Here is a 24,886-nt window from a genome sequence, read left to right on the forward strand (position 1 = left end):
TGCCGCGAAGACGCGCACCGTCAAAGAGGGGAGGATCTGTCCTCCCCTTGTTCTCTATTTTGCACCGGTGGCATGGCTGCCCTTGTACACAATCCCAACGAGGCTGTAGATGGCTGGACGCCTTACCAACCGCATGTTTGGACTCGTGCTCGTGCTGGCATTGCTCGTGGCAGGTGGGCGTTCGCTCTGGCTGTGGCTTGATCAGCCCGTGCGTCACCTCGACGTGCGCGACGACGCGCATCGAGTCAGCGGGCAGCAGCTTCAGCAGCGTATTGCGCCTCTGGTGAAAGGGTCGGGCTGGCTGTCGGTCGACCTGCAGGCCCTGCGTGCGGAAGTGCGGCAAGTGCCGTGGGTGCATGAAGTCAGCATTTCCCGACGCTGGCCTGATACACTTCGTTTCGATATTCAAGAGCAGCAGCCGGTTGCATGGTGGAACGATAGCCGTCTGCTGAACGCTCAGGGCGAGGTGTTTGAGCCGGGTCAGCAGAAGATAACTGAACGGATGCCTAACCTGTCAGGCCCCGATGAGCGTGCTGCCGACGTATTAGCGTATTATAATAGGTTACAGAGCGTACTGGCGCAGAAGCAGCTGACCATCACCCAGCTGACGCTGGAACCGCGCGGTGCATGGCGTTTTCAGGTCGACGACAGTTTCTGGGTGCTGATGGGGCGTTCGCAGGTCGAACCGCAGCGCGAGCCACGTCTGGCGCGCTTCCTGACCGCATGGGACCGCATGCTGTCGGGCCGCCGCGATCAGATTCGCTATCTTGATTTGCGCTATCCGAACGGCTTGGCAATTGGCTGGCATGGGCAGACGGCAACGGGTAACGTATCGTCACGCTAAGATACTCAACCCTTAAGTTCTATTGAATGAGTATCAAGTTGTCATTCATTCGGGCGGCTTGATTGCAATAGGTAACACTATTGCAGGTTTGTGGAAAAACTAATATCCGGTGGTCAGACAGGGCGATTTATGTTTTTTTAGCGTCCACTGACCCATAGAAACTGCAAAGTCTGGATATTTTCACGATCCAGCGATGACCTCTCGTTCAGAATGTTCTAACGTCATGCTATGGACTCTATACTTATCGCTGGTGCCATGGCTCTAAATTGTCGCTCGCACTTCAGTTGAATGGCGAATCGACCGTTATCTCGTGGGCACATTAACTGCGTTTAACGGTCAACGAATTAAAGTGCTCGATTTGTTATCGGCAATAAACAGCAGCGATATGTGCTGAGTGCGGTAAGGCAGAAGGTCGGTGTCTTCACATCGGGACGTGCACTACTGATATCAGGAAACAGGTATGCGCAGCAGCGATCGTAAGACTGCGCATAGTCATGAAATAAGGGAGTAAGCCCGACCTATGGCAGGACAATCCAACACTTCCAATATGGTCGTCGGGCTGGATATTGGAACATCCAAAGTCGTGGCGATCGTCGGCCAGCCCACTGATGATGGTGGGATCGAGATCGCCGGTATCGGATCACACCCCTCTCGCGGCATGAAGAAAGGGGTCGTCATCAACATCGAGTCGACCGTCCAATCCATCCAGCGCGCCATCGAAGAAGCCGAACTGATGGCCGGGTGCGACATTCACTCGGTGCATGTCGGCATCGCCGGCAGTCATATCAGCTCCATGAACTCAGATGGCGTCGTGGCGATCCGCGACCGCGAGGTCATGCCGTCCGACATCGAGCGCGTGATCGACTCGGCGCGGGCACGAGCCGTGTCTGAAGGGCAGCGCATCCTGCACGTTATTCCTCAGGAATATGCCATCGACAACCAAGAAGGCATCCGCGAGCCGCTCGGCATGTCGGGGGTGCGCCTCGAGGCGCGGGTTCACTTGGTAACCGCTGCACTCAATGCGGTGCAGAACATCGAGAAATGCGTGCGTCGATGCGGGCTGGACGTTGATGATATTATTCTGGAGCAGCTGGCTTCGAGCTATGCTGTATTGACGGAAGACGAGCGCGAGTTGGGCGTTTGCATGGTCGATATTGGTGGTGGCACGACCGATATCGCGGTCTTCACCGAAGGTGCTATTCGCCATACGGCGGTGATTCCGATCGCAGGTGATCAGGTCACCAACGATATTGCAATGGCATTGCGGACGCCGACTCAGTACGCTGAGGACATCAAGGTCAAGTACGCCTGTGCCTTGACGCGCATGGCGTCCAGCGACGACATCATTCGCGTGCCCAGTGTCGGCGATCGACCTGCGCGCGAACTGAGTCGTCAGGACCTGGCTCAAGTTGTTGAGCCGCGCTACGAAGAGCTGTTCACGCTGGTGCGTGAAGAGCTGCGTCGCAGCGGTTATGAAGATTTGGTGGCGGCCGGGATCGTACTGACCGGCGGTACCTCGCGGATGGAAGGCGTTACCGACCTAGCGGAAGAGATCTTCCGTATGCCGGTGCGCGTGGCCTGTCCGCAAAACGTACGAGGATTGGCCGATGTCGTGCGCAATCCCATTTATTCGACTGGCGTGGGGCTGCTCCAATATGGCATGCAGCATTCCCAGCCAGCGTACGGCGCTGAAACGTTTGATGATGTACTGCCCCGCCGTGAGGATGGCGCTAGACGCAAGCCAGCACGGACCAGTCTGACCGGGGAAGGCCTCTCTTCAACGATCGAACGTATTCGGGGCTGGTTCAAGGGTAATTTCTAGTCAAGACCGCAAAGCGGTTAGGGAGACGGGGCTTATGTTCGAGCTGGTAGACAATGCGCCATCCAACAATGCGGTCATCAAGGTGATCGGTGTGGGTGGCGGCGGCGGTAATGCCGTAAACCACATGGTCGAAAATAGCATTGAAGGGGTTGATTTCATCTGTGCGAACACCGATGCGCAGGCCCTGAAACGCGTTGCGGCCAAAACAGTACTTCAACTGGGTAACGAAATCACCAAGGGTCTTGGTGCAGGCGCTAACCCGGAAGTCGGCCGCCAGGCTGCAATGGAAGATCGGGATCGCATTGCAGAATTACTGCAGGGTGCCGATATGGTATTCATCACCGCAGGAATGGGTGGTGGTACAGGTACCGGTGGGGCCCCCGTCGTGGCGCAGGTCGCCAAAGAGCTGGGTATTCTTACCGTCGCCGTTGTCACGCGCCCGTTCCCCTTCGAAGGACCGAAGCGTCAGCGTGCAGCAGAGGAAGGGATGAAGGAGCTGTCGGAACACGTCGACTCTCTTATCACCATCCCCAACGAAAAGCTGCTGACCGTGCTGGGCAAGAATGCCAGTCTGCTGACGGCTTTCAGTGCCGCCAACGATGTACTGCTTGGCGCTGTACAAGGTATTGCCGAACTGATCACCAGCCCGGGTATCATCAACGTCGACTTTGCTGACGTGCGTACCGTCATGTCTGAAATGGGCATGGCGATGATGGGTACCGGGGTTGCCGTAGGTGAGAACCGAGCGCGCGAAGCGGCCGAAAAAGCCATTCGTTCGCCGCTGCTTGAAGACGTCAACCTCAACGGTGCACGCGGTATTCTGGTTAACATTACCGCCGGCCCGGATCTCTCCATCGGTGAGTTCAACGATGTAGGGGCGACCGTTCAGGAATTCGCTTCTCAGGATGCGACCATTGTGGTGGGTACTTCCATCGACATGGATATGTCCGATGAGCTGCGTGTTACCGTTGTGGCAGCAGGGCTTGACGGACTGCGTCAGGAACGCCCGGCAACACGCGAACATCATGCCGCGGCCTCTCGCGCCGAGAAGACGGACTATCGCAAGCTTCAGCAGCCGACGGTTATGCGTCAGCAGGCCGCTAAGGAACGTGAGGAAAAGACCGAGCGCCCCCGCCAGAAAGCGCGCGATCTCGATGATTACCTCGATATTCCTGCGTTCCTGCGTCGTCAGGCCGATTGAGTTCAGCACTATCCTCGCAGCGTAGGCAATGCTTGCCGTGACTGCTTTACATTCATCTGCTCCTTCTTACGAAGTGAGCAGATGAATTGTGAATAAAAAAAGTATTCTCTGGCATGCGATTGCAAAACGAACAGTGTTCGTTGGTTTGGTGCTTACTGAATGTTACTATTGACTCCAACTTGCACCGATGCATTCCCTGCGTGGCCTTGTACCTATGATCCGACAAAGAACCCTGCAAAACACTATCCGCGCCACCGGGGTGGGTCTCCACTCTGGTGAGAAGGTCTATCTCACGCTCCGTCCGGCAGCTGCCAATACCGGGATCATTTTTGTTCGTACTGATCTTGACCCCGTTGTTCAGATCCCTGCGCACCCGGAAAACGTGCATGACACCATGCTGTGCACTGCGGTAGAGAAAGACGGCGTCCGCGTAGCGACCGTCGAGCACCTGATGTCAGCATTGGCTGGTCTGGGTATCGACAATGCTTACGTTGAAGTCAGTGCGGCGGAAATTCCGATTATGGACGGCAGTGCGGGACCGTTCGTCTTCCTGATCCAGTCTGCGGGCATTCAGGAACAGAACGCGGCCAAGCGCTTCATCCGTATTACCAAGCCTATCGTAGTCAACGTTGACGATAAGCGCGCTGAATTTCACCCTTTCAATGGTTTCCGGGTGAAGTTCATGATCGACTTCGATCACCCCGTTTTCGAGCACCAGCGCCAGACGGCGTGCGTCGACTTCTCGACGACCTCGTTCGTTAAAGAAGTCAGTCGTGCCCGTACGTTCGGTTTCATGCGCGATCTTGAACACCTGCGTGCACGCAACCTTGCGCTGGGTGGTAGTCTCGACAACGCTATCGTAGTGGACGAGTACCGTATTCTTAACGAAGATGGTCTTCGCTACGAAGATGAATTCGTACGCCATAAGATCTTGGACGCCATCGGCGACCTGTATCAGCTTAACTATGGCATCATCGGTGAATTCATCGGCTATAAATCAGGTCATGGTGTTAACAACCAGCTGGTTCGCGAACTGCTGAAGCAGCAAGACTGTTGGGAATTCGTGACCTACGAAGACAGTGAGCCCGCTCCTATCTCCTATGCAGCGCCTGCAATGGCGTAATAAGGGATACAGGGAAGGCATGGAGAAACCGGCGATCAGCCGGTTTTTTCATTTCTGGATGGCGTGAAGGCGATCTGAATTACGAGTGGGAAAGGCAATGCGCGGGCGAGGGCGTCATTAAGCGCTGCGTAATGTCATAGTAGCGACTACATTTATCTCCTCTCGTGCGCATTGCTTGCCTTAAGGTAGGCTAATCTTGGGGAGGCGGGGCGGCATGGGCGGCCAGTCGTTGCAGTGCCTTCTGCAGGGCCGGGTCCTCAATATCATGTGCACAGGCAGTGATATGCTCGGCGGCTTGCTCAGACAGAATGCGTTTTTGGACCAATGGGGCGCGCGTCTTGCGCAGCGGCCGCACCTTGAAGTTCAGCCGTAGAATATCTTCCAGACCGCGCACGCTGGTAATGACCTGTAGCAGGCGCACACGCTCGAAGCGCAACCATGTCAGCCAGACTGCGCGATCTGTGAGCAGTGTCAACTGGCCGTCATGATGACCACCTACCATGACGTGGCCCTTCATTTCGTCAGGCAGCACGCGATCAAGTTGGCTCTGTGCCTGTTCGATCAGGTGTGCTGAGTTCATCAGCGACCCGATGCCGTGGCGTGGCGAAGACAATAGTTGTGCGATGGGCTGGGCGCGACTTTTTCTGGCCTTTATACTCATGGCGTAATTGTCCACCTGGCAAAAGAAGACGATAGCGATATTCATTGATGACTGAGTGCAATGTAACACATCCACACCGCTGGCAGCGTACGCGACAGCGCTGGTGGGCCGGTTTCCTTTTCGGGTGCCTGCTGCCGGTTACGCTGTGCCATCCGGACGCCTTAGCGCGTCTGGACGCGCTATCGGTGCGTTTGACTCAGGTGGCCCTGCATATGTCGGGGCAGGTCAGCCTGCGTCAGCGCCGCACTCGTCTTAGACGGGGTCATCACCGTCTGCAGCGTCGCGTTCATCGCGTCGTGGGCCGCATCCGGCAGTGTGCCCACATTCTGTGCCGTCATGTGGCCGACGTCGATGTCCTGTCGCGAAGAGGGCCACCGAAGAGCCTGTTTGCATAAGGTCTTCAATGGCCTGCATGACCGCCGATGTGCTGGTGCGCTGCGAATAATCGGGACCAACGCTTGAACAATGTCCGACGCGCCCTCATCAACACAACACCATGCGGTGTTATCTGGCAGTCTCTGCGGCCTTGATCCTTTTGCATGCGATGACGAACAACACGCTCTACGACCTTTTTCACTGTCACTATTTGACCAGGACTACACATGTTTTTAAGCACTCTGTTCCGCAGGATCATTGGTAGCAAGAACGACCGGGAACTCAAACGCATGCGCAAGGTGGTGGATGCCATCAACGCGCTTGAGCCGCAGATGGCCGCACTCTCTGATGATGAACTGCGCAACAAGACCCTCGAATTCCGTGAGCGTCTGAACAACGGTGAAACGACCGATCGGCTGCTGCCGGAAGCGTTTGCTGTCGTGCGCGAAGCGGGCAAGCGTGTCATGGGGATGCGCCACTTTGACGTTCAGCTGATCGGTGGGATGGCGCTGCACGAAGGCCGCATCGCCGAAATGAAAACCGGTGAAGGTAAAACGCTGGTTGCTACGCTGCCGACATACCTCAATGCCCTGACCGGTAAAGGGGTGCACGTTGTCACCGTCAACGATTATCTTGCTACCCGTGACGCCAATATCATGCGTCCGCTGTATGAATTCCTCGGCCTGAGCGTCGGCGTCGTCACCTCTGGGCAGATGCCTTATGAAAAGCGCGATGCTTACGCTGCCGACATCACTTACGGTACCAACAACGAGTACGGCTTCGATTACCTGCGCGACAACATGGCGTTCTCGCTCGAAGAGAAAGTTCAGCGCCCGCTGCACTATGCGCTGGTGGATGAGGTTGACTCCATCCTGATTGATGAAGCGCGTACACCGCTGATTATCTCCGGTCCTGTCGACGACAACGTTGAGCTGTATCGCAGCGTCCATCAGCTGGCCGTTCAGTTGGTGCCGTGCGAGAGCGATGAAGAAGAAGCGCTAGAACACGGCGACTTCACCATCGACGAAAAACAGAAGCAGGTCGAGCTGACCGAACGCGGTCACCAGCGTGTTGAAGAAATGATGCTGTCCTCTGGGCTGTTGGCGGAAGGCGATTCTCTGTACGCAGGGCAGAACCTGGGGCTGCTTCACCATGTTAATGCCGCTCTGCGGGCCAATCATCTCTATCAGCGTAACGTCGACTACATCGTGGCCGACGGCGAAGTGGTAATCGTCGACGAACATACTGGTCGTACCATGCCGGGGCGCCGCTGGTCGGAAGGTCTGCATCAGGCGATCGAAGCCAAGGAAAATGTCGAGATCCAGAAGGAAAGCCAGACGCTGGCATCCACGACGTTCCAGAACTACTTCCGCCTTTACGACAAGTTGAGTGGGATGACCGGGACCGCGGATACCGAGGCCTATGAATTCCACGATATCTATAAGCTCGACGTACTGGTGATCCCGACTAACCGCCCTCTGGCGCGTAAGGATCATAACGATCAGATCTTCCTGACGGCAGAAGAGAAGTTCATTGCCATCGCGGAAGACGTCAAGCGCACGGTGGCCGAGCAGCGTCCAGTGCTGGTGGGTACAGCGTCTATCGAAACGTCTGAACTACTGTCCGATCTGCTGCGCCGCCAAGGCATTCCGCACAGCGTGCTCAACGCCAAGCACCACGACCGTGAAGCAGCCATCATTGCGCAGGCGGGTCAGCCGGGCGCGGTGACGATCGCCACCAACATGGCCGGTCGTGGTACCGACATCATGCTGGGCGGTAACTGGGAAGCGGAAGTGGCCGAGCTCGAAGAACCGTCGGACGCTGAAATTAACGCGATCAAGGCGCGCTGGCAGCAACGTCACGATGCCGTTATCGCGGCAGGTGGTCTGCACGTCGTCGGCTCTGAACGCCACGATTCACGACGTATCGACAACCAGCTGCGCGGTCGTGCTGGGCGTCAGGGTGACCCGGGTTCCACGCGCTTCTATCTGTCGCTGGAAGACAACCTGATGCGCCTGTTTGCGGCCGATAAGGTTAAGCGCGTGATGTCGATGTTGGGCATGAAAACCGGCGAAGCTATCGAGCACCGCATGGTGTCCAATGCCGTTGAACGGGCGCAGAAGAAGGTGGAAAGCCACCACTTTGACGCGCGTAAGCAGGTACTCGAATACGATGACGTGGCTAATGATCAGCGTAAGGTAGTCTACCAGCAGCGCGATGATATCCTGTCTGCAGACGACATTTCCGACAACATTCACGGCATTGCCGAACAGGTGATCGAGTCTGTCGTTTACAGCTACATTCCGCCGGAGAGCCTGCCGGAAGACTGGGACATCGAAGGTCTGGAGCGTCATCTGCGTGAAGAGCTGAATCTTGAAAGCCCGGTTAAGCAGTGGATGGACGAAGACCCGTCGTTGAACGATGCCGGTTTGATTGAGCGTCTGCGTCAGGAACATGCCGACGTCTATCAGGCTAAGCGCACCGAAGTGGGCGACGAGATGATGAACCGCTTTGAGAAGCAGGTCATGCTGCAGGTGCTCGATACGCGCTGGAAGGAACACCTCCAGTTGATGGATCACCTGCGCCGTGGTATTCACCTGCGCGGCTATGCGCAGAAGAATCCGAAGCAGGAATACAAGCGCGAAGCGTTCAATCTGTTCCAGCAGCTGCTGTCGGATATCCGTTCCGATGTCGTGCGCATTCTGAGCCATGTGCAGGTGCAGCGTCAGGAAGATGTAGAGCGTCTTGAACAGGCACGCCGTGAGCAGCTCGAACATGAACGTCAGAGCAGCCATGAAGAGCGCACCGACGATGCATTGGACGATGGCGCGCTGGACAGTGCGGAGCAGGTGGCTGGCGGTGCTGAAGGGCAGGATTCCCGCATTAGCCGCAATGCGCCGTGCCCGTGCGGTTCCGGCAAGAAATACAAGCAGTGCTGTGGGCGTCTGAGCTAATCGCTCATTTGTTTTCGACGACGCGGGGCATGTCCATCTGGGCATGCCCCGCGTGCGTTATGGGGAAGCAGTAAGTCGCGAAGCGGCGGCAATTGGGTTGGTGTGTATCGCAGGGCTGGCGTCGCCCGCCCTGACATGGCATAACAGAAGGGCTGTTTTTATTCTTTCATTCTGTAGCGTATTCAAGAGCGAACAATATCATGGCAACAGGTAGCGGCGCATTTCCAGACATGCCTTCCATTGCGGGTATCCGGGCGGGTATCGCCAGTGCGGGAATCAAGAAAGCAGGGCATCGAGACCTTGTCGTTTTCGAGCTGGGTGAACGAAGCCAAGTGGCGGCCGTGTTCACGCGTAACGTGTTCTGCGCCGCGCCTGTTAAAGTGGCTCGCGATCATTTGGCGTCAGGTGCGCCTCGCTATCTGTTGATCAACACGGGTAATGCTAATGCGGGAACCGGCGAGCATGGCCTAGTGGCTGCCAATGCCTGCTGCGAAGCCCTCGCTCGCGAGGCCGGTGTATCGGCACAGCAAGTGCTCCCGTATTCCACTGGCGTGATCGGGGAGCCATTGCCCGTTGAGCGTATCGACGCTGCCTTGGGCGCTGCGCTGGCAGATTTGGCACCGGATCACTGGCAGCAGGCAGCAACGGGCATCATGACGACTGATACGCGCCCGAAAGGCGCCACGCGCACGCTACAGATCAACGGTCAGTCCATCACGATCAATGGGATTGTGAAGGGCTCCGGCATGATCTGTCCCAACATGGCGACCATGCTGGTCTTCATTGCGACGGATGCGGCCATTGAGCAGGCAGCGTTGGCCGCAATGCTGCGCAAGGGCGCGGACCTTTCGTTCAATCGCATTACCGTTGACTCGGATACTTCCACTAACGATGCGTGCACGATGGTAGCGACGGGTGAAGGCGCCGTTGTGGCCGGCGATGATCTCGAGGCCTTTGCCGCCGTGCTGGACGATCTGATGCTGGAACTGGCACAGGCGGTCATTCGCGATGGCGAGGGGGCCACAAAGTTCGTCGCCATTGAAGTAGCCGATGCACAGATCGAAGAGGAAGCCCTGAAGATCGCCTACAGTGTGGCGCATTCTCCGTTGGTCAAGACGGCACTTTCTGCCAGCGACGCCAACTGGGGGCGTGTACTGATGGCCATCGGCAAAGCCGGTGTCGATCTTGATGTGGCATTGACGACGCTCACGATTAACGGTGTATTGATCGCACAGTACGGTGAGCGGGCGCCGGGTTACAGCGAAGAGGCGGGCAGTCGAGCCATGTCCGAAGAGGATATCGTCATTCGTATTACGCTGGGGCGTGGTGATCAGGCGGCGACGGTCTGGACGTCTGATCTGTCCCACGAGTACGTGACCATCAACGCTGAATACCGCACCTGAAGATGTTCATTCGCCGTTACCGCCTGCCCACTGTGGTGGGCGGTGGCGGTGAGGGTGGGTATGCCGAGGCGGGATAAATCTGCCCTTTGGGCAACCCGAATACCTCACGGGGTGCGGATGGTGGTAGAATCCCCCCATTCGAGCGGTTGTCTTTCCTTAACTTATTGCTGTCGCAGTGGAGTACACGCACGTCATGTCGGAATCAACGTCCAAGCGCCACCTCAATGTCGCAGCGGCGGCCATTTTTAATCAGAATGGTCAGGTATTCCTATCTCGACGCCCTTCTTTCGTCGATCAAGGTGGACGCTGGGAGTTTCCTGGGGGCAAGCGTCGCCCTTATGAAACAGGCTTCGAGGCGCTCAAACGAGAACTGTTCGAGGAGCTAGGCATTCATGTGCGTCGTGCTCAGCCGCTGATCCGTGTTCCTCACGATTATGGCGATTACACTGTCGTGCTGGATGTGTGGGCCGTGCATGATTTCAGTGGTGAACCTTTTGGCCGTGAAGGCCAGGTGGTGCGCTGGGTCGACGTCGACGATCTGTGGCACTACAACTTCCCTGAAGCCAACCAGCCCATCATCCGTGCGGCGATCCTGCCGTCCTACATGATGGTGACAGGGGAAGCTTCCAGCAACGATGCTTTTGCTGAATCGCTTGAGGAAGCGCTGACCGAGCACCATCTGAAACTGGTACGCGTACGTGCGCCCGAGCTGGCAATGGACGATTATGCGCAGCGCGCTGAAATCGCCGTTGAACTGGGACGCAAACACGGTGCTCGCATTCTGCTGGGTAACCGTGACGAGCAGGTGAAACCGGTCGCCGACTTGGTCGAATCGCTGGACGCCAGTGGTCTCTACCTGACGTCGCATCAGCTGCACGGCTTGAAAGAGCGCCCGGTGGCAACGTCACGCTGGTTGGGTAGCACGGTGCATAATGAGCAAGATCTGATTATGGCTGAGCAGCTGGACTGTGATTTCGCGACGCTGTCGCCGATCCGTCCGACCGAGCTGTGCCGTGATCAGACGGCGCTGGGCTGGCATGACCTGCAGGAATGGGTGGCGCCTCGCCGCCTGCCTATCTATGCGATGGGTGGTCTGGAAATGGACGATATCGACCATGCGCGCGGTGTTGGGGCGCAGGGGATCGCATCACAAGGCTTTTTCTGGACCGTTCGCTGACGCGTTGTCTTTTAGAGCACAGCAGTACCTTACAAAGCACGCTTTAGGGCGTGCTTTGTGCGTTCTGGCGTTCCAGTTGCAGCACCATCTCATCAATGGCCGTTTCATCCATGGCTTGTTCACCTGGAATGCGATGCGATTCGCTGGCCCATGCGCCTAGGTCAATCAGCTTGCAGCGGTGAGAGCAGAACGGACGATCCGGGTTGGCCGACGACCAGTTGACCTTGGTGTGACAGGTGGGGCAGGCCACCTGTAGCGGTTTGTCCTGTGACATGGGAAGCCTCTTGTGGTGAGATTCTATCGTGAAAAAGTAAGCCGATAGGCAAGTGCGAAAGGTTGAAAAGCCCAGAGCATCTACCCCTGAGCACCGTTTCGCACTGACCTTATCGTAAAGAGATGCGGGCAGTGCGCTGGCTTTCAAGCAGTGCCGATCAGCGTGACTGCTTGGCGAGCTGTCGATAGTGGTGGTCCAGTTCAGCGACACGCTGTGCTAGCGCGGGGTCGCCGAGCGCTAGGCTATTGTCGATCACGTCGTCTGCCCGTGCTAGGCGTTCAGTACGGGTCAGCTGCGCGTTTAGGATGGCCTCTATCTGAGCATCGCTGCTGTGGTCGCGCGCCTTAAGGCGCGTACGCTGAAGCGCTTCGGGAATATCGATCACCAGCACGCGATCCACTTGCTGATCCAAGCCGGTTTCGAACAGTAGCGGAACGACAAGTAGGGTATAGGGTTCAGGCTGACGGGCTACCTGCTCAAACATGCGCTGCCGGATGGCCGGATGCATAAGTGCTTCGACCCAACGCCTTTCTGCGGGGTCTTCGAAAATGACAGTGCGTAGCGCCGCGCGATTGAGCGTGCCATCAGGCAGTAAGAGGTGCTGCCCATAGCGTTCGACCAGCTGGGTCAGTACCGGTTCACCCGGCGCGACGATGTCACGCGCTACCTGATCGGCGTCGACGTGGCCGATACCATGGGCGTTGAATAAACGGGTAATGGTACTTTTACCGGAGGCAATACCACCCGTCAGGCCGATGATGAGCATGACAGATCCAAGGCTGAAGCTGAGCTGCCGAGCGCGGCGTGCTCAACGTCAGATGAGTGGCGGAGCCCAGTGGCGCATCAGTAGCTGTTGAAGTAGCGCAGCGATGACCAGAAATGGGCCGAAAGGCAGTGTGGCTGCGCGCTGGTGATGGCGCCCTGTGGCAAGGCCAACGCTGGCCGCCATAAGGCACGCACATGATAGCAGTAGCAGTAGAGTGTGGATACCCGACCATGCCCCCAGTGCCGCCAACAGCTTCATATCGCCGCCGCCAATGGCATGGCGCTTGTGTAGCGCCCACCAGCTCCAGTCTATGCCGAATAGAATGAGGTAGCCCACACATGCCCCAAGCAAAGCGTTTGACCAGTGGGGATAACCGATTAGGACGGCATGAAGCCCGCCTGCGGCCAGCAAAGGCAGGGTGAGTGCATCCGGCAGTCGCCCCGTGCTTGCGTCTATCCAGGCCAGACGACTGAACGCGGCGAAGGCCAGCACCGTCATCCATGCCGTGGGCGAGCCGTGGCTCAGGCTCAGTAGCGCGTAGCGCAGCCCGGCATCAAGCAGCAGACCAATCAGCACGTAGGAACGCTTCAATCGGTGACGAAAGGGCCATGCAATCACTATGCTGATAGCGGCCGACATCACCACGTCAAGCAGTAACACGGTTTCTGGACTCATATCATCACATCTTTCATATCGAGAATGGGCAGGTACAGGCTCAGCATGAGCGTGCCGATGACAAGGCCCAAGCAGGACAGCAGAATCGGTTCCAGCCATGCGGTCAACGTCTGTCGATAGTGCTCACTGCGCTGCGCTATCAGTTGACTGGCTTGTTCTAATACGTCGTCCATCTGACCTGTGTGTTCGGCAATCCGAAGGAGATGGATGACGTCCTTAGCAAACAACGGCCGAGAGCCGCTACGACATGAGCTTAGAACGTGACTGAGCGATGCTCCGGCAGCCAGCGCATGCTGAAGGTGATGAGTAAGGACATCTAATGGCTGCTGCGACGCGGGCATTGCAAGCAGTGGTGGCTGACGACGCGTCTGGCGCATTAGCAGAAGCTGTTCCAGCAGTGCGATGCCCAGTCTGTGCCGCTGCAGCGTCGCGATAACGGGCAGATGAGCCGATATCCGCGCGATATAAGGGTGGTGACGACTGCGCCAGATGACCACTACGAGCGCCACCAGCACCACATAGGGCCATGCGCTAGAAGTAAGCGCATGAGTCAGTGTGATGAGACCACGGGTCAGCAGGGGCAGTGCATGGCCTGATTGCTGATACAGCTGGGCGAAACGAGGCACGACCATCTTCATCATCAGCGTCAGTGTTCCCAGTCCCGCGACAATGAGCGTTAAGGGATAGCGCATCTGCTGACGGCAGCGTTGCTGCCAGTCATGCTGGCGCTGTCTGCGCTCAACCAGCTGCTGTAGCCCGTGGTCCAACACGCTTTCCTGTTCGGCGGTCGCCAGCAGGGTTAACTCTATCGGCGGCACATGGGCGTGCGGTGTTGCCTTCAGCGCGTTGGCCAGCGACTCCCCCTGCGCCAGAGTGTGATGAACCTGATGCGTCAGCAGTTGTGTAGCCGGTGAGGATGACATCTGCGCTATTACCTGCAGCGCTTGGGGTAGGCCGATATCTGCGGCTAACAGTTGCTGAAGCTGTCTCATCCATTGGGTTAGCGCTGTGCTTGAACAGCAGGGTGTGCCGAATGTTATGAAGCGTCGAATGATGATCGGTGCGATGCTTTGCTGATGCAGGTTGTCTCGCGCCTGTCGGCGATCCGCGGCCTCAATGAGACCACGCTGCCGCTGTCCTTCTGTATCAATTCCCTGCCATTGCCAATAACGAGGCCGCCTAGCTGAGTACATTGAGCACCTCGTCAAGGCTTGTTTGTCCTGCTGCAAGACAGCGCAGCGCGGCATCGCTCAGAGTGGAATCCTTTGTTGTCGCTAGCAGCGCCTGCGCCGATGCGATAGGGGTCGATGTTAGCAGCGCATTGCGAAGAGTGGTCGTCATCGGGACGACTTCGAACAGTGCCATTCGCCCTTGGTACCCTTCTCGACACGCATCGCAGCCGGCCCCAGCACGGAAGAACGCTGTCTCTTTGAGGCACGGGTGCCGCTGCAGCAAGGGTGCTGGCGCGATGTCGGGTTGACGGCAGGATGGGCACAGTCGACGTACAAGGCGTTGCGATACCACTAGGGTGACGGCGCTCGCCATGTCGTGAAAGGGAATGCCCAATGCGTGCAGGCGGTTGAAGGTTTCGGTAGCTGATCCTGTATGCAGCGTGGATAGCAGTAAGTGCCCCGTCTGTGCGGCGCGGATGGCCATGCCCGCTGTTTCGCCATCGCGTATCTCACCTACCATCAGTACATCAGGGTCTTGACGTAACAGCGCCCGCAGGATGGTGGCAAAGCCTAGACCTTGTGCCGAATGCACCTGAATCTGGGTTAGCCCTTCTAGACGTGCTTCCACGGGGTCCTCTACGCTGCACAGATTGAGCTGGTGGCGGTGTTCCAGTGCCATCAGCATGCGATAGAGCGTCGACGTTTTGCCGCTGCCAGTCGGACCAGTAACCAGCACCATGCCGTGTCGGCCGAGGGCGTGGACCACCTGCGAATAATGGCAGGAGGAGAGGCCGATATCGGCCAGCTTCAGCAGCGACTGACCGGCAGGAATGAAGCGCAATACCACCTTTTCACCGTGCAGGGCTGGCAGCGTGCTGAGACGCAGGTCAGCGTTGCGCCCGTTCTCTAGCGCCATATGGAGCGCACCGTCCTGGGGTAGGCGCGTCTGTGCGATATCAAGGCCTGCCTGAAGCTTGAACTGGCGGATCAGGCGCGCGCTGCGTTGGCGAGGCCAGTGCTCCACCGTATGTAGACGTCCGTCAATGCGCAGCCGCAGTACGTGGCCTTCTGGAGCCGGGTCAATATGGATATCAGAGGCGGCCTGGGACGCCGCCTGCTGAACCAACTGACGCAATGTTTTCAGCGTGTCGTGATCTTGCTGTTCGTTATCAGGCGTCATGGCGGAAGGGGATGGTGAATTTTGCAGCTGTGCTGCCAGCTGTCTTAGTCCTTCCGACAGTGTGTCGGGGGCGCACCAGTAAGCTTCGACTTGGCTGCCCGCAGCGAAGGCCAGAGTGTTCAGTGCGCGTAGGGCACTGATCGACGCTACGGCAATGGCGATCTTTTCGTCGCTATGGCTGAGAGGCAGGATGCCGTGGCGCTGCCAGTATTCGAGTGGTTGCGTTACGGCGGGCCAGTTTGTTGGCAGCTCGGACTCCGACAGAAATGGCAGACCGTGTAGATGTGCGAAGCGGGCTGGAGCGGATGAAGGCATGGCGTACTCCCGTAGCGGTTGGCTTACAGGATGGCGGCCTAAGGGAAAAAAGATTGACCCGCTCCGCAAATTTTTTTACCGACTCAAGGTGCCAGTGGTACTGCCGCCATAGGGAGTGTCAGCCACTCCTTATTGAGAGTTATCGAGAGGAAGTTACGATGTCGGTATTCGCACAATCTGAGGTTCATTCACGCTTGGCGCAGCGCCAAGCCTCCAGCGGCGAGCGCCTGTGGGCGCAGAGCGGTTTTACTCTAATGGAAGTCATGGTGGTGATGGCCATCATCGGTATTCTGGCGTCCATTGCGGTGCCGGCGTATCAGCGCTATACCGCGCAGGCGCACATCACCTCGGCAATGGGGAGTCTGCGTAGCCAGCAGCTGGACGTTGAACAATTCATGATGAGTGGCGGTGGGCTGGCCCACTATGCTTTGGAAGAGTCGAGCGCCGCCTACGGTGATATCACGCTTACACAGGAAGGGCAGCAGCCCTCCTTGCACTACCGCTTTAATGCCGATAGCGCAGCGGGGATAGGTGAAGGTAGCGAAGAGGCGGTGCTGCATATGGTACGCAAGAGCACGGGGGGCTGGGCGTGTCGAGCAGAAGGTATCACCTCCCGCCTAGTGCCCAGCGACTGTCACTCTTCGTGAGCAGGTAGGTGCTTTTCCGTGCAAGGTACGGCGGCATGCCAGATGTTTAGTTCGCCGCGCCATGGCAGATCGGCCGTTAGCGAATAGGCCTGCTGCAGGGTCGCATCGTCGAACACTACATTGCAGGGTAGATAGAGATCGAGGTCGATATGACGAGTCTGGTGGTCTCGATGTGCCTGATAGTGCAGGCTCATTTTTTGGCAATGAGGCCACCAGCTCTGATCCTGCCACGCCTTGTCGAGCGCCGCCTTGACCTCCTTACGCAGGGGAAGATGCTGTGCGGCATGCTTGTTGAGGTGGTCATCTTCGACATCTACATGGAAAGTAATGTCGCGGATCGTTGGATGGTCACGTCGAATGGCGGCCACGGCGGCATTGCCGATTTCATGTGCTTCCGAAGCGCTCAGGTCGTCATCGACCAGTAGGTGGACATCGAGGCAGATCATCGCCCCGACGTGACGGGCGCGCAGATCATGGATATCGCGCAGTTCGGAGACGGTCAGGGCGCTCTTACGTACCGAATCGATTTCATCGTCGGACAGTGTCGTGTCGATTAGCTCGCGACTGGCCTGCCAGAGTGTTTCAGCACCGATGCGACCGACAAGGAGGGACACCAATAGCGCGGCCAGCGGATCTAGCCAGTGCAGTCCGAACAGACTGCCGATTAAGCCTATCAGAACGATAAGCGATGAAAGCGAATCGCTACGAGAATGCCATGCGCTGGCTTCCAGCAGTTGCGAGCGCTGTTCGCGTGCGGTGCGAAGGGTCCAGTGGAAGATAGCTTCCTTGACCAGCAGGGCCAGAACGGTGACGCCCAGCGCTGCATAGCCAATGGCGCCATGCTGAGGAACAAACATAGCTTGCAGACTATCCCAGCCGATGATGACGGCGATGGCAATCAGCAGGAAACCCAAGGCAAGGCTGGCCATGGTTTCAATGCGGCCATGGCCATAAGGATGCTGTTTGTCTGGGGCTTGTCGACCGAAGTGCATGGCCACCATCACCATGAGATCGGTGAACAGATCGGCCAGAGAGTGAATACCGTCTGCAACCAGTGCGCCAGAGGCTGTGAGGCTGCCCACGCCGATCTTGACCAGACCGAGTAAGCCATCGGCCACGGCCGTTACAATATTGATGCGCTGGGCCTGTTGAAGCTGCGTTCGAGAAGAGGTCATGGCTATGGGCTTTTCCGGGTGCGAGTATCGGATGTCTTCTAGCATAGGGTGCGGTACAGAATAGTGCAGAGGATCAAACGACTGCACAACCGCTGTTTTATGTCAGGCTCGCATAAGGCTATGCAGCCGTTCATACTGTCGCAGTGCTGAACGCTGTAGTGAGCAGCGACAGCCGTCATCTTCCTATCTGAGTGTAGGCGGCCTGAAGGCCGGTTTCTTTGCAATGAGACCACGCAATATGCCCTCATCACGATCACCGTTCGCAACGATGCGGCTCTTGCATCTAATCGACTTCATGCCGGTGCTGCGCATTCTGGCAATCTTGCTGTTCATTTTGGCTTTGGTCATGGCGATCCCGCTGGTCGTGCTGGCCATCGAGCAGGACCCCGATGTGCGCGCGTTTGCCACCTCTGAGGTCATCACGCTGAGCACCGTAGGCCTAGTGCTGTTCTGGACGCGCAATGCGCGCATGGAACTGCGCCCGCGGCAGATGTTCCTGCTGACCGTGCTGAGCTGGGTAGTGTTCGCCGGTTTTGCCAGCCTGCCGATGATTCTGGGGCAGCCGCGCCTGACTGTAGCGGATGCCGTTTTCGAAGCCGTGTCGGGCGTAACCAGTACGGGGGGAACCGTGCTGGTGGGTATTGAGCACCTTTCCGTTGGCATCAAACTGTGGCGCGGACTGCTGCAATGGATGGGAGGGATCGGGATCATCGTGATGGCGATCGCCATCTTGCCCTTTCTCAAGGTCGGTGGCATGCGGCTGTTCCATACCGAGTCTTCTGAATGGTCGGATCAGGTCGCACCGCGTGCGGGCACCGCTGCCAAAGCCATTGCCAGCATCTATATCGGCAGTACGCTGGTGGCGTTCATCACCTATCGGGTGCTGGGCATGACCTGGCTGGATGCCATCGTGCACGCCATGAGTTCGGTATCGACCGGTGGCTTCGCCAATTACGATGACTCTTTCGGTGTGTACCAGAACCACCCCGCTATCCTATGGGCTTCCATGGTGTTCATGCTGACCAGTGCGCTGCCGTTCGTGATGTATATCCGAGTGCTTGGGCGTCGTTCTTGGCAGCCACTGTGGCGCGATCAGCAGGTGCGAGGCCTATTTTGGCTGGTCACACTAACCTCGCTGAGCCTGACGCTCTATCGCCTGCATCAAGGGGCGACCGCAGGTTTTGGGCGGGTGTTGACGGAAACGGCCTTTAATGTCGTGTCCGTGATTACGACGACAGGGTATTCCTCCACCGATTACACCCTGTGGGGAGCGCTGGCCGTCAACGTCTTCTTCTATCTGCTGTTTATCGGAGGGTGTTCGGGGTCGACAACGGGGGGGATCAAGATCTTCCGCGTACAGATCGGTTGGCTGATGTTGCGCAATCACCTGCGCCATCTGGTGCATGCCAATGGGGTGTTCGTGCAGCGCTACAATGGCCGCTTGCTGACCGACGATATCGTGCGTGCCGTCATTGCGTTTTCCTTCTTCTTCTCGCTGACCGTGGCGGTGATGTCGATTCTGATGTCGATGATGGATGTGGATTTGCTCACCTCAATCAGTACCTCCGTGTCTTCGCTGGCCAATGTGGGCCCGGCGGTAGGGGGGCGTGTCGGTCCCGCGGGCAACTACCGTGATCTTCCTGATATGGCAAAGTGGCTGCTCAGTGTGGCGATGATTATGGGACGACTTGAGATTTTGACGGTCATGGTGCTGCTGACGCCGGCGTTCTGGCGCAAGTGATGCCGTATATGCCCGTGTAGGGTGGGTGCGCTTTGCTATGCGCGAGATGCTTGTACTATCGGGAGCGTTTGCCTGCGCGCATTTATGGTCGTCCGTGATAAAGAGCGTTGATGATAAATAAACAGAAAGGGCAGCCTAATCAGGCTGCCCTTTCTCGTTTGTGCACTGTATCCACCGTTGCGCTACGGGCATAAAAGAGGCTTATTCTTCGATTAATCCTGCGCGGTTCAGCACCGGGTTTGCATACTGCTGTAGCCACCAAGGACGCAGATCTTCAGGTACTTCGGCCAGAGCAGCGTTAAAGCGTTGACGATCATCCTCGGTGATGCCTGTCTCATCGATCAGCTCATCATGACCGCCGAGCATCTTCAGTGCCAGCATGTGGGGCGGAAACAGCGTATAGCCTTCTAGTACCTGACGGTCGATTTCCGCCGCAACCTCTTCGGCCGTTTCAAACGGATAGCCGTCAGGACGTACGGACAGCGGGGTGCCGAAATGCAGGCTGACGCGGCCTTTCTGCCCGGTGATGCCAGCGGCGATGGACTGCATGTCTTCCATGGACTGCTTTTCGTAGCTGCCGTCCGTTTCGAGTGCTTGCAGTTCACGGGCCTTCATCAGTGCGCAAGGGTCGTACTCGTAGCTGATCGACACCGGTACGATATTGAGTGCTTTGATGGTGCCGCCCAGAGGTTGCTTGCCCTGAGACATGCAGATCATCTTGATAATGCCCGGTTCGGTGCGGTCAATACCATCCTTGGCGCGCCCCTGGCGTTGAGCGATCCAGATGGAATGCTTTTCATCTTTCAGTGAGTGCGCGATGTAATCGGACAGCAGGCGAAATGCTTGCAGCATCTCACGCTTGCCGCTGGAGGAGCGCGGCACGATAAAGCTCTTGTTGAGGCGCATCAGGTCCGAGGCAAAGGGGCGTTTCAGCAGATTGTCGCCGATAGCGATCCTGACGGTGTCGCGGCCCGAATGGTGCAGTGCCAAATTGAGAAAGGCCGGATCGAGTGAAATGTCGCGGTGGTTGCCGATGAACAGATAGGCATTGTCCGGGTCCAGATGAGCGGCCCCTTCCGTTTCGAAGCGCGTGACCGTTTTGGCGATCATATCGTTCATATAATCGGCGATATGCTGCTGAAAATCGGCGATTGTCAGCGTGCCTTTCATACGCTTCTGCAGACCTTGACGAGTCAGGAAGCGGGCGAGGCACGGCAGGTGCTTCATCAGGCGCGGCAGTCGATAGCGCCCGACAAGGTTCAGAAACTCGTGGTCATGTGCCAGTCGGTCAAGTACGGCAACGACCTCATCGTCTCGATAGGGGCGCAGCGAATCGAAGCGATCGGGTGTCGAAGTAGTGGTCATGGTGACGTTCATAGATGAAGGAATGATAAATAACGGCAACTCACCGATATAACCGAGCGTGGTGGCAGCACGTCACTGCCACCACGCATTAACAACAATACTATACGGCCGTGGCGACGGCGGGGTCCTGTTCGCCGCCCAGCCAGCCGATGAGCTGCTGCACGGCCGACGTCAGTGCGCCTGCCATCAAGGCAAGGTCGGTGTCGATACGGAGGATGGGATCGCCATCATCGTCGGCATCGTTGGCTTCGTCTAGCAGAGCATCGTCGAAGGCCAGCGATTTGAGCACGAGGTCTTCCTGCAGTGTCAGTCCCAGTACGCCTTCGATCTGAATGGCAAGGCGGCTGGCCTGGCGTCCCGAGGCAATGGCCGTCTGGATCTCATCGCCATCAAGATCCATCGCACGTGCCCGGATAATACCATCATCGTTGCCGCGCAGTTCGATCTGGTCGCCGATGACCAGTGAATCGGGGCGTGAGGATGCGTCGGTCAGCCAGTGTGTCATCGTGCGGGCGATCGGTTCGCGTACGGCCAGCGGTGTGACCTTCAACGAGCCCAGCGTCTGGCGCAGGGCATCCAGCACGCTTTCGGCACGTTTCGCTGACGCACAGTTAATGCCGATCAGACGGCTGCGTGTATCCCACCACAGTTCGGTCACAGTCGTGCGTGCAAAGGCCTGCGGCAGCAGTTCTTCGATCAGGGTTTCTTTGAGTGCCTGACGTTCGCGGCGTCGGGGCGGAAAGCCTTGCTTGGCTTCCAGCTCGGCGCAGCGTTCTTCCAGTTCTTCCTTGATGACGCTGGAAGGCAGCAGACGCTGCTGTTCGGCCAGGCGGATCAGACGGTGTCCCTGCACCTCGTGAACCAGCAGGTCACTGTTGCGGCCTGCCGGTGCGCTCCAGCCGTGACGACGCGCTTCATGCGGGCCGACGGGTTGGAAGCGATGGGCTGCCAGAGCGTCGCTCAGCTGCTCAAGCGGAAGGATGTCGAAATCGTGTACGCGATACAGATGAAGGTGCTTAAACCACATGGTCTCTCGTCCTAATCGGAAGTGGGCATTATGTCGGAAGTCCTTATCACCACGCCACTTCCTGGTGAGGGTGTGTGAATGCCGCGAGGTGTCGCGTGTCGATCATGCCTATCGTAGCTAAAACGTACTGATGACGCGTCAACACATCTCTATATGGTACACTGGTCGTCAATGATGAGGCGCGTGCCATGCGCCAAACCACAGCTGCGCCTGCAGTCGTCTGGCTGTATGCATGGACATGTGGTTAATGTGAAAGTCAACTTCAGGATTTAACGACTCATGGGTGAGATCGCCAAAGAGGTTCTGCCAGTCAACATCGAGGACGAACTGAAGCAGTCGTATCTCGACTACGCAATGAGCGTCATCATCGGGCGTGCACTTCCCGATGTACGAGACGGGCTCAAACCGGTTCACCGGCGCGTGCTGTATGCCATGCATGAGCTGAAGAACGATTGGAATCGTGCTTATCTGAAGTCCGCGCGTGTGGTTGGTGACGTTATCGGTAAATATCACCCGCACGGCGACTCGGCCGTTTATGACACCATCGTCCGCATGGCACAGTCCTTCTCGATGCGCTACGTGCTGGTCGACGGGCAGGGGAACTTCGGTTCTATCGACGGCGACAGCGCCGCGGCCATGCGTTATACCGAGGTGCGCATGGCGCGCATCGCGCACGAACTGCTGGCCGACCTCGAAAAGGATACCGTCGATTGGGTCGACAACTATGACGGTACGCAGCGCATTCCTGATGTGCTGCCAACGCGCATCCCCAACCTGCTGGTCAACGGTGCTGCAGGTATTGCTGTCGGGATGGCGACCAATATCCCGCCGCATAACCTGACCGAAGTTATCAATGCCTGTCTGGCACTGATCGACGACGACAGTCTGACCGTCGATCAGCTGATGGAATACCTGCCGGGGCCCGATTTCCCGACGGCCGGTATCATTAATGGTCGCGCCGGTATCCTCGACGCCTACCGCACCGGTCGCGGACGCATCTACATGCGTGCACGTCACACCGTCGAGCACGATGACAAGACCGGTCGCGATCACATCATCGTGACCGAGCTGCCTTACCAGGTGAACAAGGCGCGCTTGATTGAGAAGATCGCCGAGCTGGTCAAGGATCGCAAGATCGAGGGTATCGCCGAACTGCGCGACGAGTCCGACAAGGATGGTCTGCGCGTCGTGATCGAGACCAAACGTGGTGAATCCGGTGATGTCGTCGTCAACAACCTGTTCGCACAGACGCAGCTGGAAACGGTCTTCGGTATCAACATGGTGGCGCTGGACAATGGTCAGCCGAAGACGCTCAACCTGCGTCAGGTGCTGGATGCCTTCGTGCGCCACCGTCGTGAAGTGGTCACGCGCCGTACGCTGTACGAACTCAACCGTGCGCGCGAACGTGGGCATATTCTTGAAGGTCTGACGGTCGCGATCTCTAACATTGATGAGGTCATTGCCCTTATCAAGGCCTCCAACTCCTCTCAGGAAGCCAAGCAGAAGCTGGTTGATACCGTATGGCAGCCGGGCCAAGTGCTCGAAATGCTCGACCGTGCGGGTGCCACTTCCTGCCGCCCTGACGATATTGAAGGTGAGTTTGGTCTGGCGACCGATCGCTCTGGCTATCGTCTGACCGAAGCTCAGGCTCAGGCCATCCTCGAACTGCGTCTGCACCGTCTGACCGGTCTCGAAACTGAAAAATTGCTCGAAGAATATCAGGGCATCCTCGAACGCATCGCCGAGCTGACCGAAATTCTCGAAGATCCGGACCGCCTGATGGAGGTGATCCGTACCGAACTGCGCACCGTGCGTGAACAGTATGGTGACGAGCGTCGTACCGAGATTCTGGCTAGCCGTAGCGACCTGCGTACCGAAGACCTGATCGCCGAAGAAGACATGGTGGTTACGATCTCGCGTACTGGGTATGCCAAGACTCAGCCGCTGTCCGACTATCAGGCACAGCGTCGCGGTGGTCGAGGCAAGTCCGCTACCGCGATGAAGGATGAAGACGTCATCGAACACCTGCGCGTGGCTTCGACACACGACACGCTGCTGATGTTCTCCGATCGCGGGAAAGTGTACTGGCTCAAATGCTACGAGCTGCCGCAGGCGAGCCGCGGTTCGCGTGGTCGCCCGTTGGTCAATCTGCTGCCGCTGGAAGACGACGAGTGCATCTCGGCACTGCTGCCCGTGCGCGAGTACGCCGAAGACAGTTACATCTTCTTCGCGACGGCGTTCGGTACGGTTAAACGCACGTCGCTTGAACAGTTCTCACGCCCGCGCTCCAGTGGTCTGATCGCGCTGGCGCTGGAAGAAGGCGACCGTCTGGTCGGTGCTGCCATCACTAACGGCAATGACCATGTCATGCTGCTGTCCTCCAACGGCAAGGCGATTCGTTTCGAGGAGCAGGTTGTACGTTCAATGGGACGTACGGCGCGCGGTGTCCGCGGCATGCGTCTTGCAGAAGGCGCGCGCGTCATCAGTTTGATCATTCCGTGCACGACTGAAATCGATGCTAGTGCAGAAGTGGAAAATGAAGATTATCAAGAGGTAACAGCTGACAACGATGTTCAGCAGTGTTATATCCTGACAGCTTCGGAAAACGGTTACGGCAAACGTACGCGTCTCGAAGAATTCCCGCTGCGCGGACGCGGTGGCCAGGGCGTGATCGCCATGCAGACTTCCGAACGCAACGGTGAGATGGTAGCGGCCATCCAGGTGGCCGATCAGGATGAGATGATGCTGATCACCGACCGCGGTACGCTGGTGCGTACACGTGTCAGTGAAGTGTCGTGCACGTCTCGTAACACACAGGGTGTCACTCTGATCCGTGTTGGAGAAGGTGAGCGTCTGGTGGCGAGTGTCCGCCTTGACGAGCCTTCCGATGATGAGCCCATGATTGAAGAAGAAGAGGGCGAACAGACCTCCGGTGAGGCTGATGAAAATCAGGCCGCTGACGGTGACGACACGACTGGAGCCTGATGCC

At 57.6% G+C, this 24,886-nt stretch carries 20 protein-coding genes; 11 read left to right on the forward strand and 9 right to left on the reverse strand.

Going from position 1 to position 24,886, the window contains the following annotated elements; translation table 11 throughout:
• Window positions 1-109 precede the first annotated feature (109 nt).
• The 4 genes from ACMHYW_RS04390 (at window position 110) to lpxC (ending at window position 4,990) form a co-directional block, all read left to right on the forward strand.
• A complete protein-coding gene (locus tag ACMHYW_RS04390) occupies window positions 110-844 on the forward strand; it encodes a cell division protein FtsQ/DivIB (RefSeq protein WP_414501055.1) in 735 nt (244 codons plus the stop codon).
• A gap of 520 nt (window positions 845-1,364) precedes the next feature.
• Complete coding sequence (ftsA, locus tag ACMHYW_RS04395; protein WP_027705334.1) at window positions 1,365-2,666, forward strand: cell division protein FtsA; 1,302 nt, start codon at window positions 1,365-1,367, stop codon at window positions 2,664-2,666.
• Window positions 2,667-2,700: 34 nt separating this feature from the next.
• Window positions 2,701-3,867: a cell division protein FtsZ gene (gene ftsZ, locus ACMHYW_RS04400; RefSeq protein ID WP_414501056.1), complete on the forward strand. Its 1,167-nt coding sequence runs from the start codon at window positions 2,701-2,703 to the stop codon at window positions 3,865-3,867.
• A 214-nt stretch (window positions 3,868-4,081) separates the two neighbouring features.
• The gene (lpxC, locus tag ACMHYW_RS04405) at window positions 4,082-4,990 is read left to right on the forward strand and encodes a UDP-3-O-acyl-N-acetylglucosamine deacetylase (RefSeq protein WP_027705336.1); all 909 of its coding nucleotides are present in this window, start codon (window positions 4,082-4,084) and stop codon (window positions 4,988-4,990) included.
• A 190-nt stretch (window positions 4,991-5,180) separates the two neighbouring features.
• Here the strand turns inward: lpxC and ACMHYW_RS04410 are convergent, their stop codons facing one another.
• Window positions 5,181-5,651: a DUF721 domain-containing protein gene (locus ACMHYW_RS04410; protein ID WP_414501057.1), complete on the reverse strand. Its 471-nt coding sequence runs from the start codon at window positions 5,649-5,651 to the stop codon at window positions 5,181-5,183.
• Between the two features lie 47 nt (window positions 5,652-5,698).
• On the opposite strand from ACMHYW_RS04410, the gene ACMHYW_RS04415 reads away from it, so the two are divergent.
• The 4 genes from ACMHYW_RS04415 (at window position 5,699) to ACMHYW_RS04430 (ending at window position 11,560) form a co-directional block, all read left to right on the forward strand.
• On the forward strand, window positions 5,699-6,046 hold the full coding sequence (locus tag ACMHYW_RS04415) for a hypothetical protein (RefSeq protein WP_414501058.1): 348 nt from the start codon (window positions 5,699-5,701) through the stop codon (window positions 6,044-6,046).
• 207 nt (window positions 6,047-6,253) lie between these two features.
• A complete protein-coding gene (secA, locus tag ACMHYW_RS04420) occupies window positions 6,254-8,980 on the forward strand; it encodes a preprotein translocase subunit SecA (RefSeq protein WP_414501059.1) in 2,727 nt (908 codons plus the stop codon).
• 200 nt (window positions 8,981-9,180) lie between these two features.
• Window positions 9,181-10,383, forward strand: coding sequence for a bifunctional glutamate N-acetyltransferase/amino-acid acetyltransferase ArgJ (gene argJ / locus ACMHYW_RS04425; protein WP_414501060.1), 1,203 nt, complete (start codon window positions 9,181-9,183; stop codon window positions 10,381-10,383).
• Window positions 10,384-10,576: 193 nt separating this feature from the next.
• Window positions 10,577-11,560 (forward strand): Nudix family hydrolase, encoded by a 984-nt coding sequence (locus ACMHYW_RS04430; RefSeq protein WP_027705340.1) that lies wholly within the window; start codon window positions 10,577-10,579, stop codon window positions 11,558-11,560.
• Between the two features lie 43 nt (window positions 11,561-11,603).
• On the opposite strand, the gene yacG is transcribed toward ACMHYW_RS04430, so the two are convergent.
• The 5 genes from yacG to ACMHYW_RS04455 form a co-directional block, all read right to left on the reverse strand.
• Window positions 11,604-11,834 (reverse strand): DNA gyrase inhibitor YacG, encoded by a 231-nt coding sequence (yacG, locus tag ACMHYW_RS04435; RefSeq protein WP_027705341.1) that lies wholly within the window; start codon window positions 11,832-11,834, stop codon window positions 11,604-11,606.
• 157 nt (window positions 11,835-11,991) lie between these two features.
• Complete coding sequence (gene coaE / locus ACMHYW_RS04440; RefSeq protein WP_414501061.1) at window positions 11,992-12,600, reverse strand: dephospho-CoA kinase; 609 nt, start codon at window positions 12,598-12,600, stop codon at window positions 11,992-11,994.
• A 48-nt stretch (window positions 12,601-12,648) separates the two neighbouring features.
• Complete coding sequence (locus ACMHYW_RS04445) at window positions 12,649-13,275, reverse strand: prepilin peptidase (protein WP_414501062.1); 627 nt, start codon at window positions 13,273-13,275, stop codon at window positions 12,649-12,651.
• On the reverse strand, window positions 13,272-14,468 hold the full coding sequence (locus ACMHYW_RS04450) for a type II secretion system F family protein (RefSeq protein WP_414501063.1): 1,197 nt from the start codon (window positions 14,466-14,468) through the stop codon (window positions 13,272-13,274). Before ACMHYW_RS04450 ends, ACMHYW_RS04445 begins: the two co-directional genes overlap by 4 nt.
• Window positions 14,455-15,942 (reverse strand): GspE/PulE family protein, encoded by a 1,488-nt coding sequence (locus ACMHYW_RS04455; protein WP_414501064.1) that lies wholly within the window; start codon window positions 15,940-15,942, stop codon window positions 14,455-14,457. Before ACMHYW_RS04455 ends, ACMHYW_RS04450 begins: the two co-directional genes overlap by 14 nt.
• Before the next feature lie 158 nt (window positions 15,943-16,100).
• Between ACMHYW_RS04455 and ACMHYW_RS04460 the strand changes: the two genes are divergently transcribed.
• Window positions 16,101-16,589: a pilin gene (locus tag ACMHYW_RS04460; protein WP_414501065.1), complete on the forward strand. Its 489-nt coding sequence runs from the start codon at window positions 16,101-16,103 to the stop codon at window positions 16,587-16,589.
• On the opposite strand, the gene ACMHYW_RS04465 is transcribed toward ACMHYW_RS04460, so the two are convergent.
• Complete coding sequence (locus tag ACMHYW_RS04465; protein ID WP_414501066.1) at window positions 16,577-17,764, reverse strand: cation diffusion facilitator family transporter; 1,188 nt, start codon at window positions 17,762-17,764, stop codon at window positions 16,577-16,579. The genes ACMHYW_RS04460 and ACMHYW_RS04465 overlap by 13 nt on opposite strands.
• 238 nt (window positions 17,765-18,002) lie before the next feature.
• Here ACMHYW_RS04465 and ACMHYW_RS04470 point away from each other — a divergent pair, with 238 nt between their 5' ends.
• A complete protein-coding gene (locus ACMHYW_RS04470; protein ID WP_414501067.1) occupies window positions 18,003-19,505 on the forward strand; it encodes a TrkH family potassium uptake protein in 1,503 nt (500 codons plus the stop codon).
• Between the two features lie 201 nt (window positions 19,506-19,706).
• Here the strand turns inward: ACMHYW_RS04470 and ACMHYW_RS04475 are convergent, their stop codons facing one another.
• Together ACMHYW_RS04475 and ACMHYW_RS04480 are read right to left on the reverse strand one after the other, a co-directional pair.
• Complete coding sequence (locus tag ACMHYW_RS04475) at window positions 19,707-20,870, reverse strand: 1-acyl-sn-glycerol-3-phosphate acyltransferase (protein ID WP_414501069.1); 1,164 nt, start codon at window positions 20,868-20,870, stop codon at window positions 19,707-19,709.
• A gap of 100 nt (window positions 20,871-20,970) precedes the next feature.
• Window positions 20,971-21,897 carry a recombination-associated protein RdgC gene (locus tag ACMHYW_RS04480; RefSeq protein WP_414501070.1) on the reverse strand — a complete coding sequence of 309 codons (927 nt, stop codon included), beginning with the start codon at window positions 21,895-21,897 and terminating at the stop codon, window positions 20,971-20,973.
• Window positions 21,898-22,176: 279 nt separating this feature from the next.
• Here ACMHYW_RS04480 and gyrA point away from each other — a divergent pair, with 279 nt between their 5' ends.
• Window positions 22,177-24,882, forward strand: a complete 2,706-nt coding sequence (gyrA, locus tag ACMHYW_RS04485; protein WP_414501071.1) for a DNA gyrase subunit A — start codon at window positions 22,177-22,179, stop codon at window positions 24,880-24,882.
• Window positions 24,883-24,886: the final 4 nt, after the last annotated feature.

Origin of the sequence: Zymobacter sp. IVIA_12111.31 C1, from assembly GCF_047495495.1 — a bacterium.
In the GTDB taxonomy this organism is placed as follows: Bacteria; Pseudomonadota; Gammaproteobacteria; order Pseudomonadales; family Halomonadaceae; genus Zymobacter.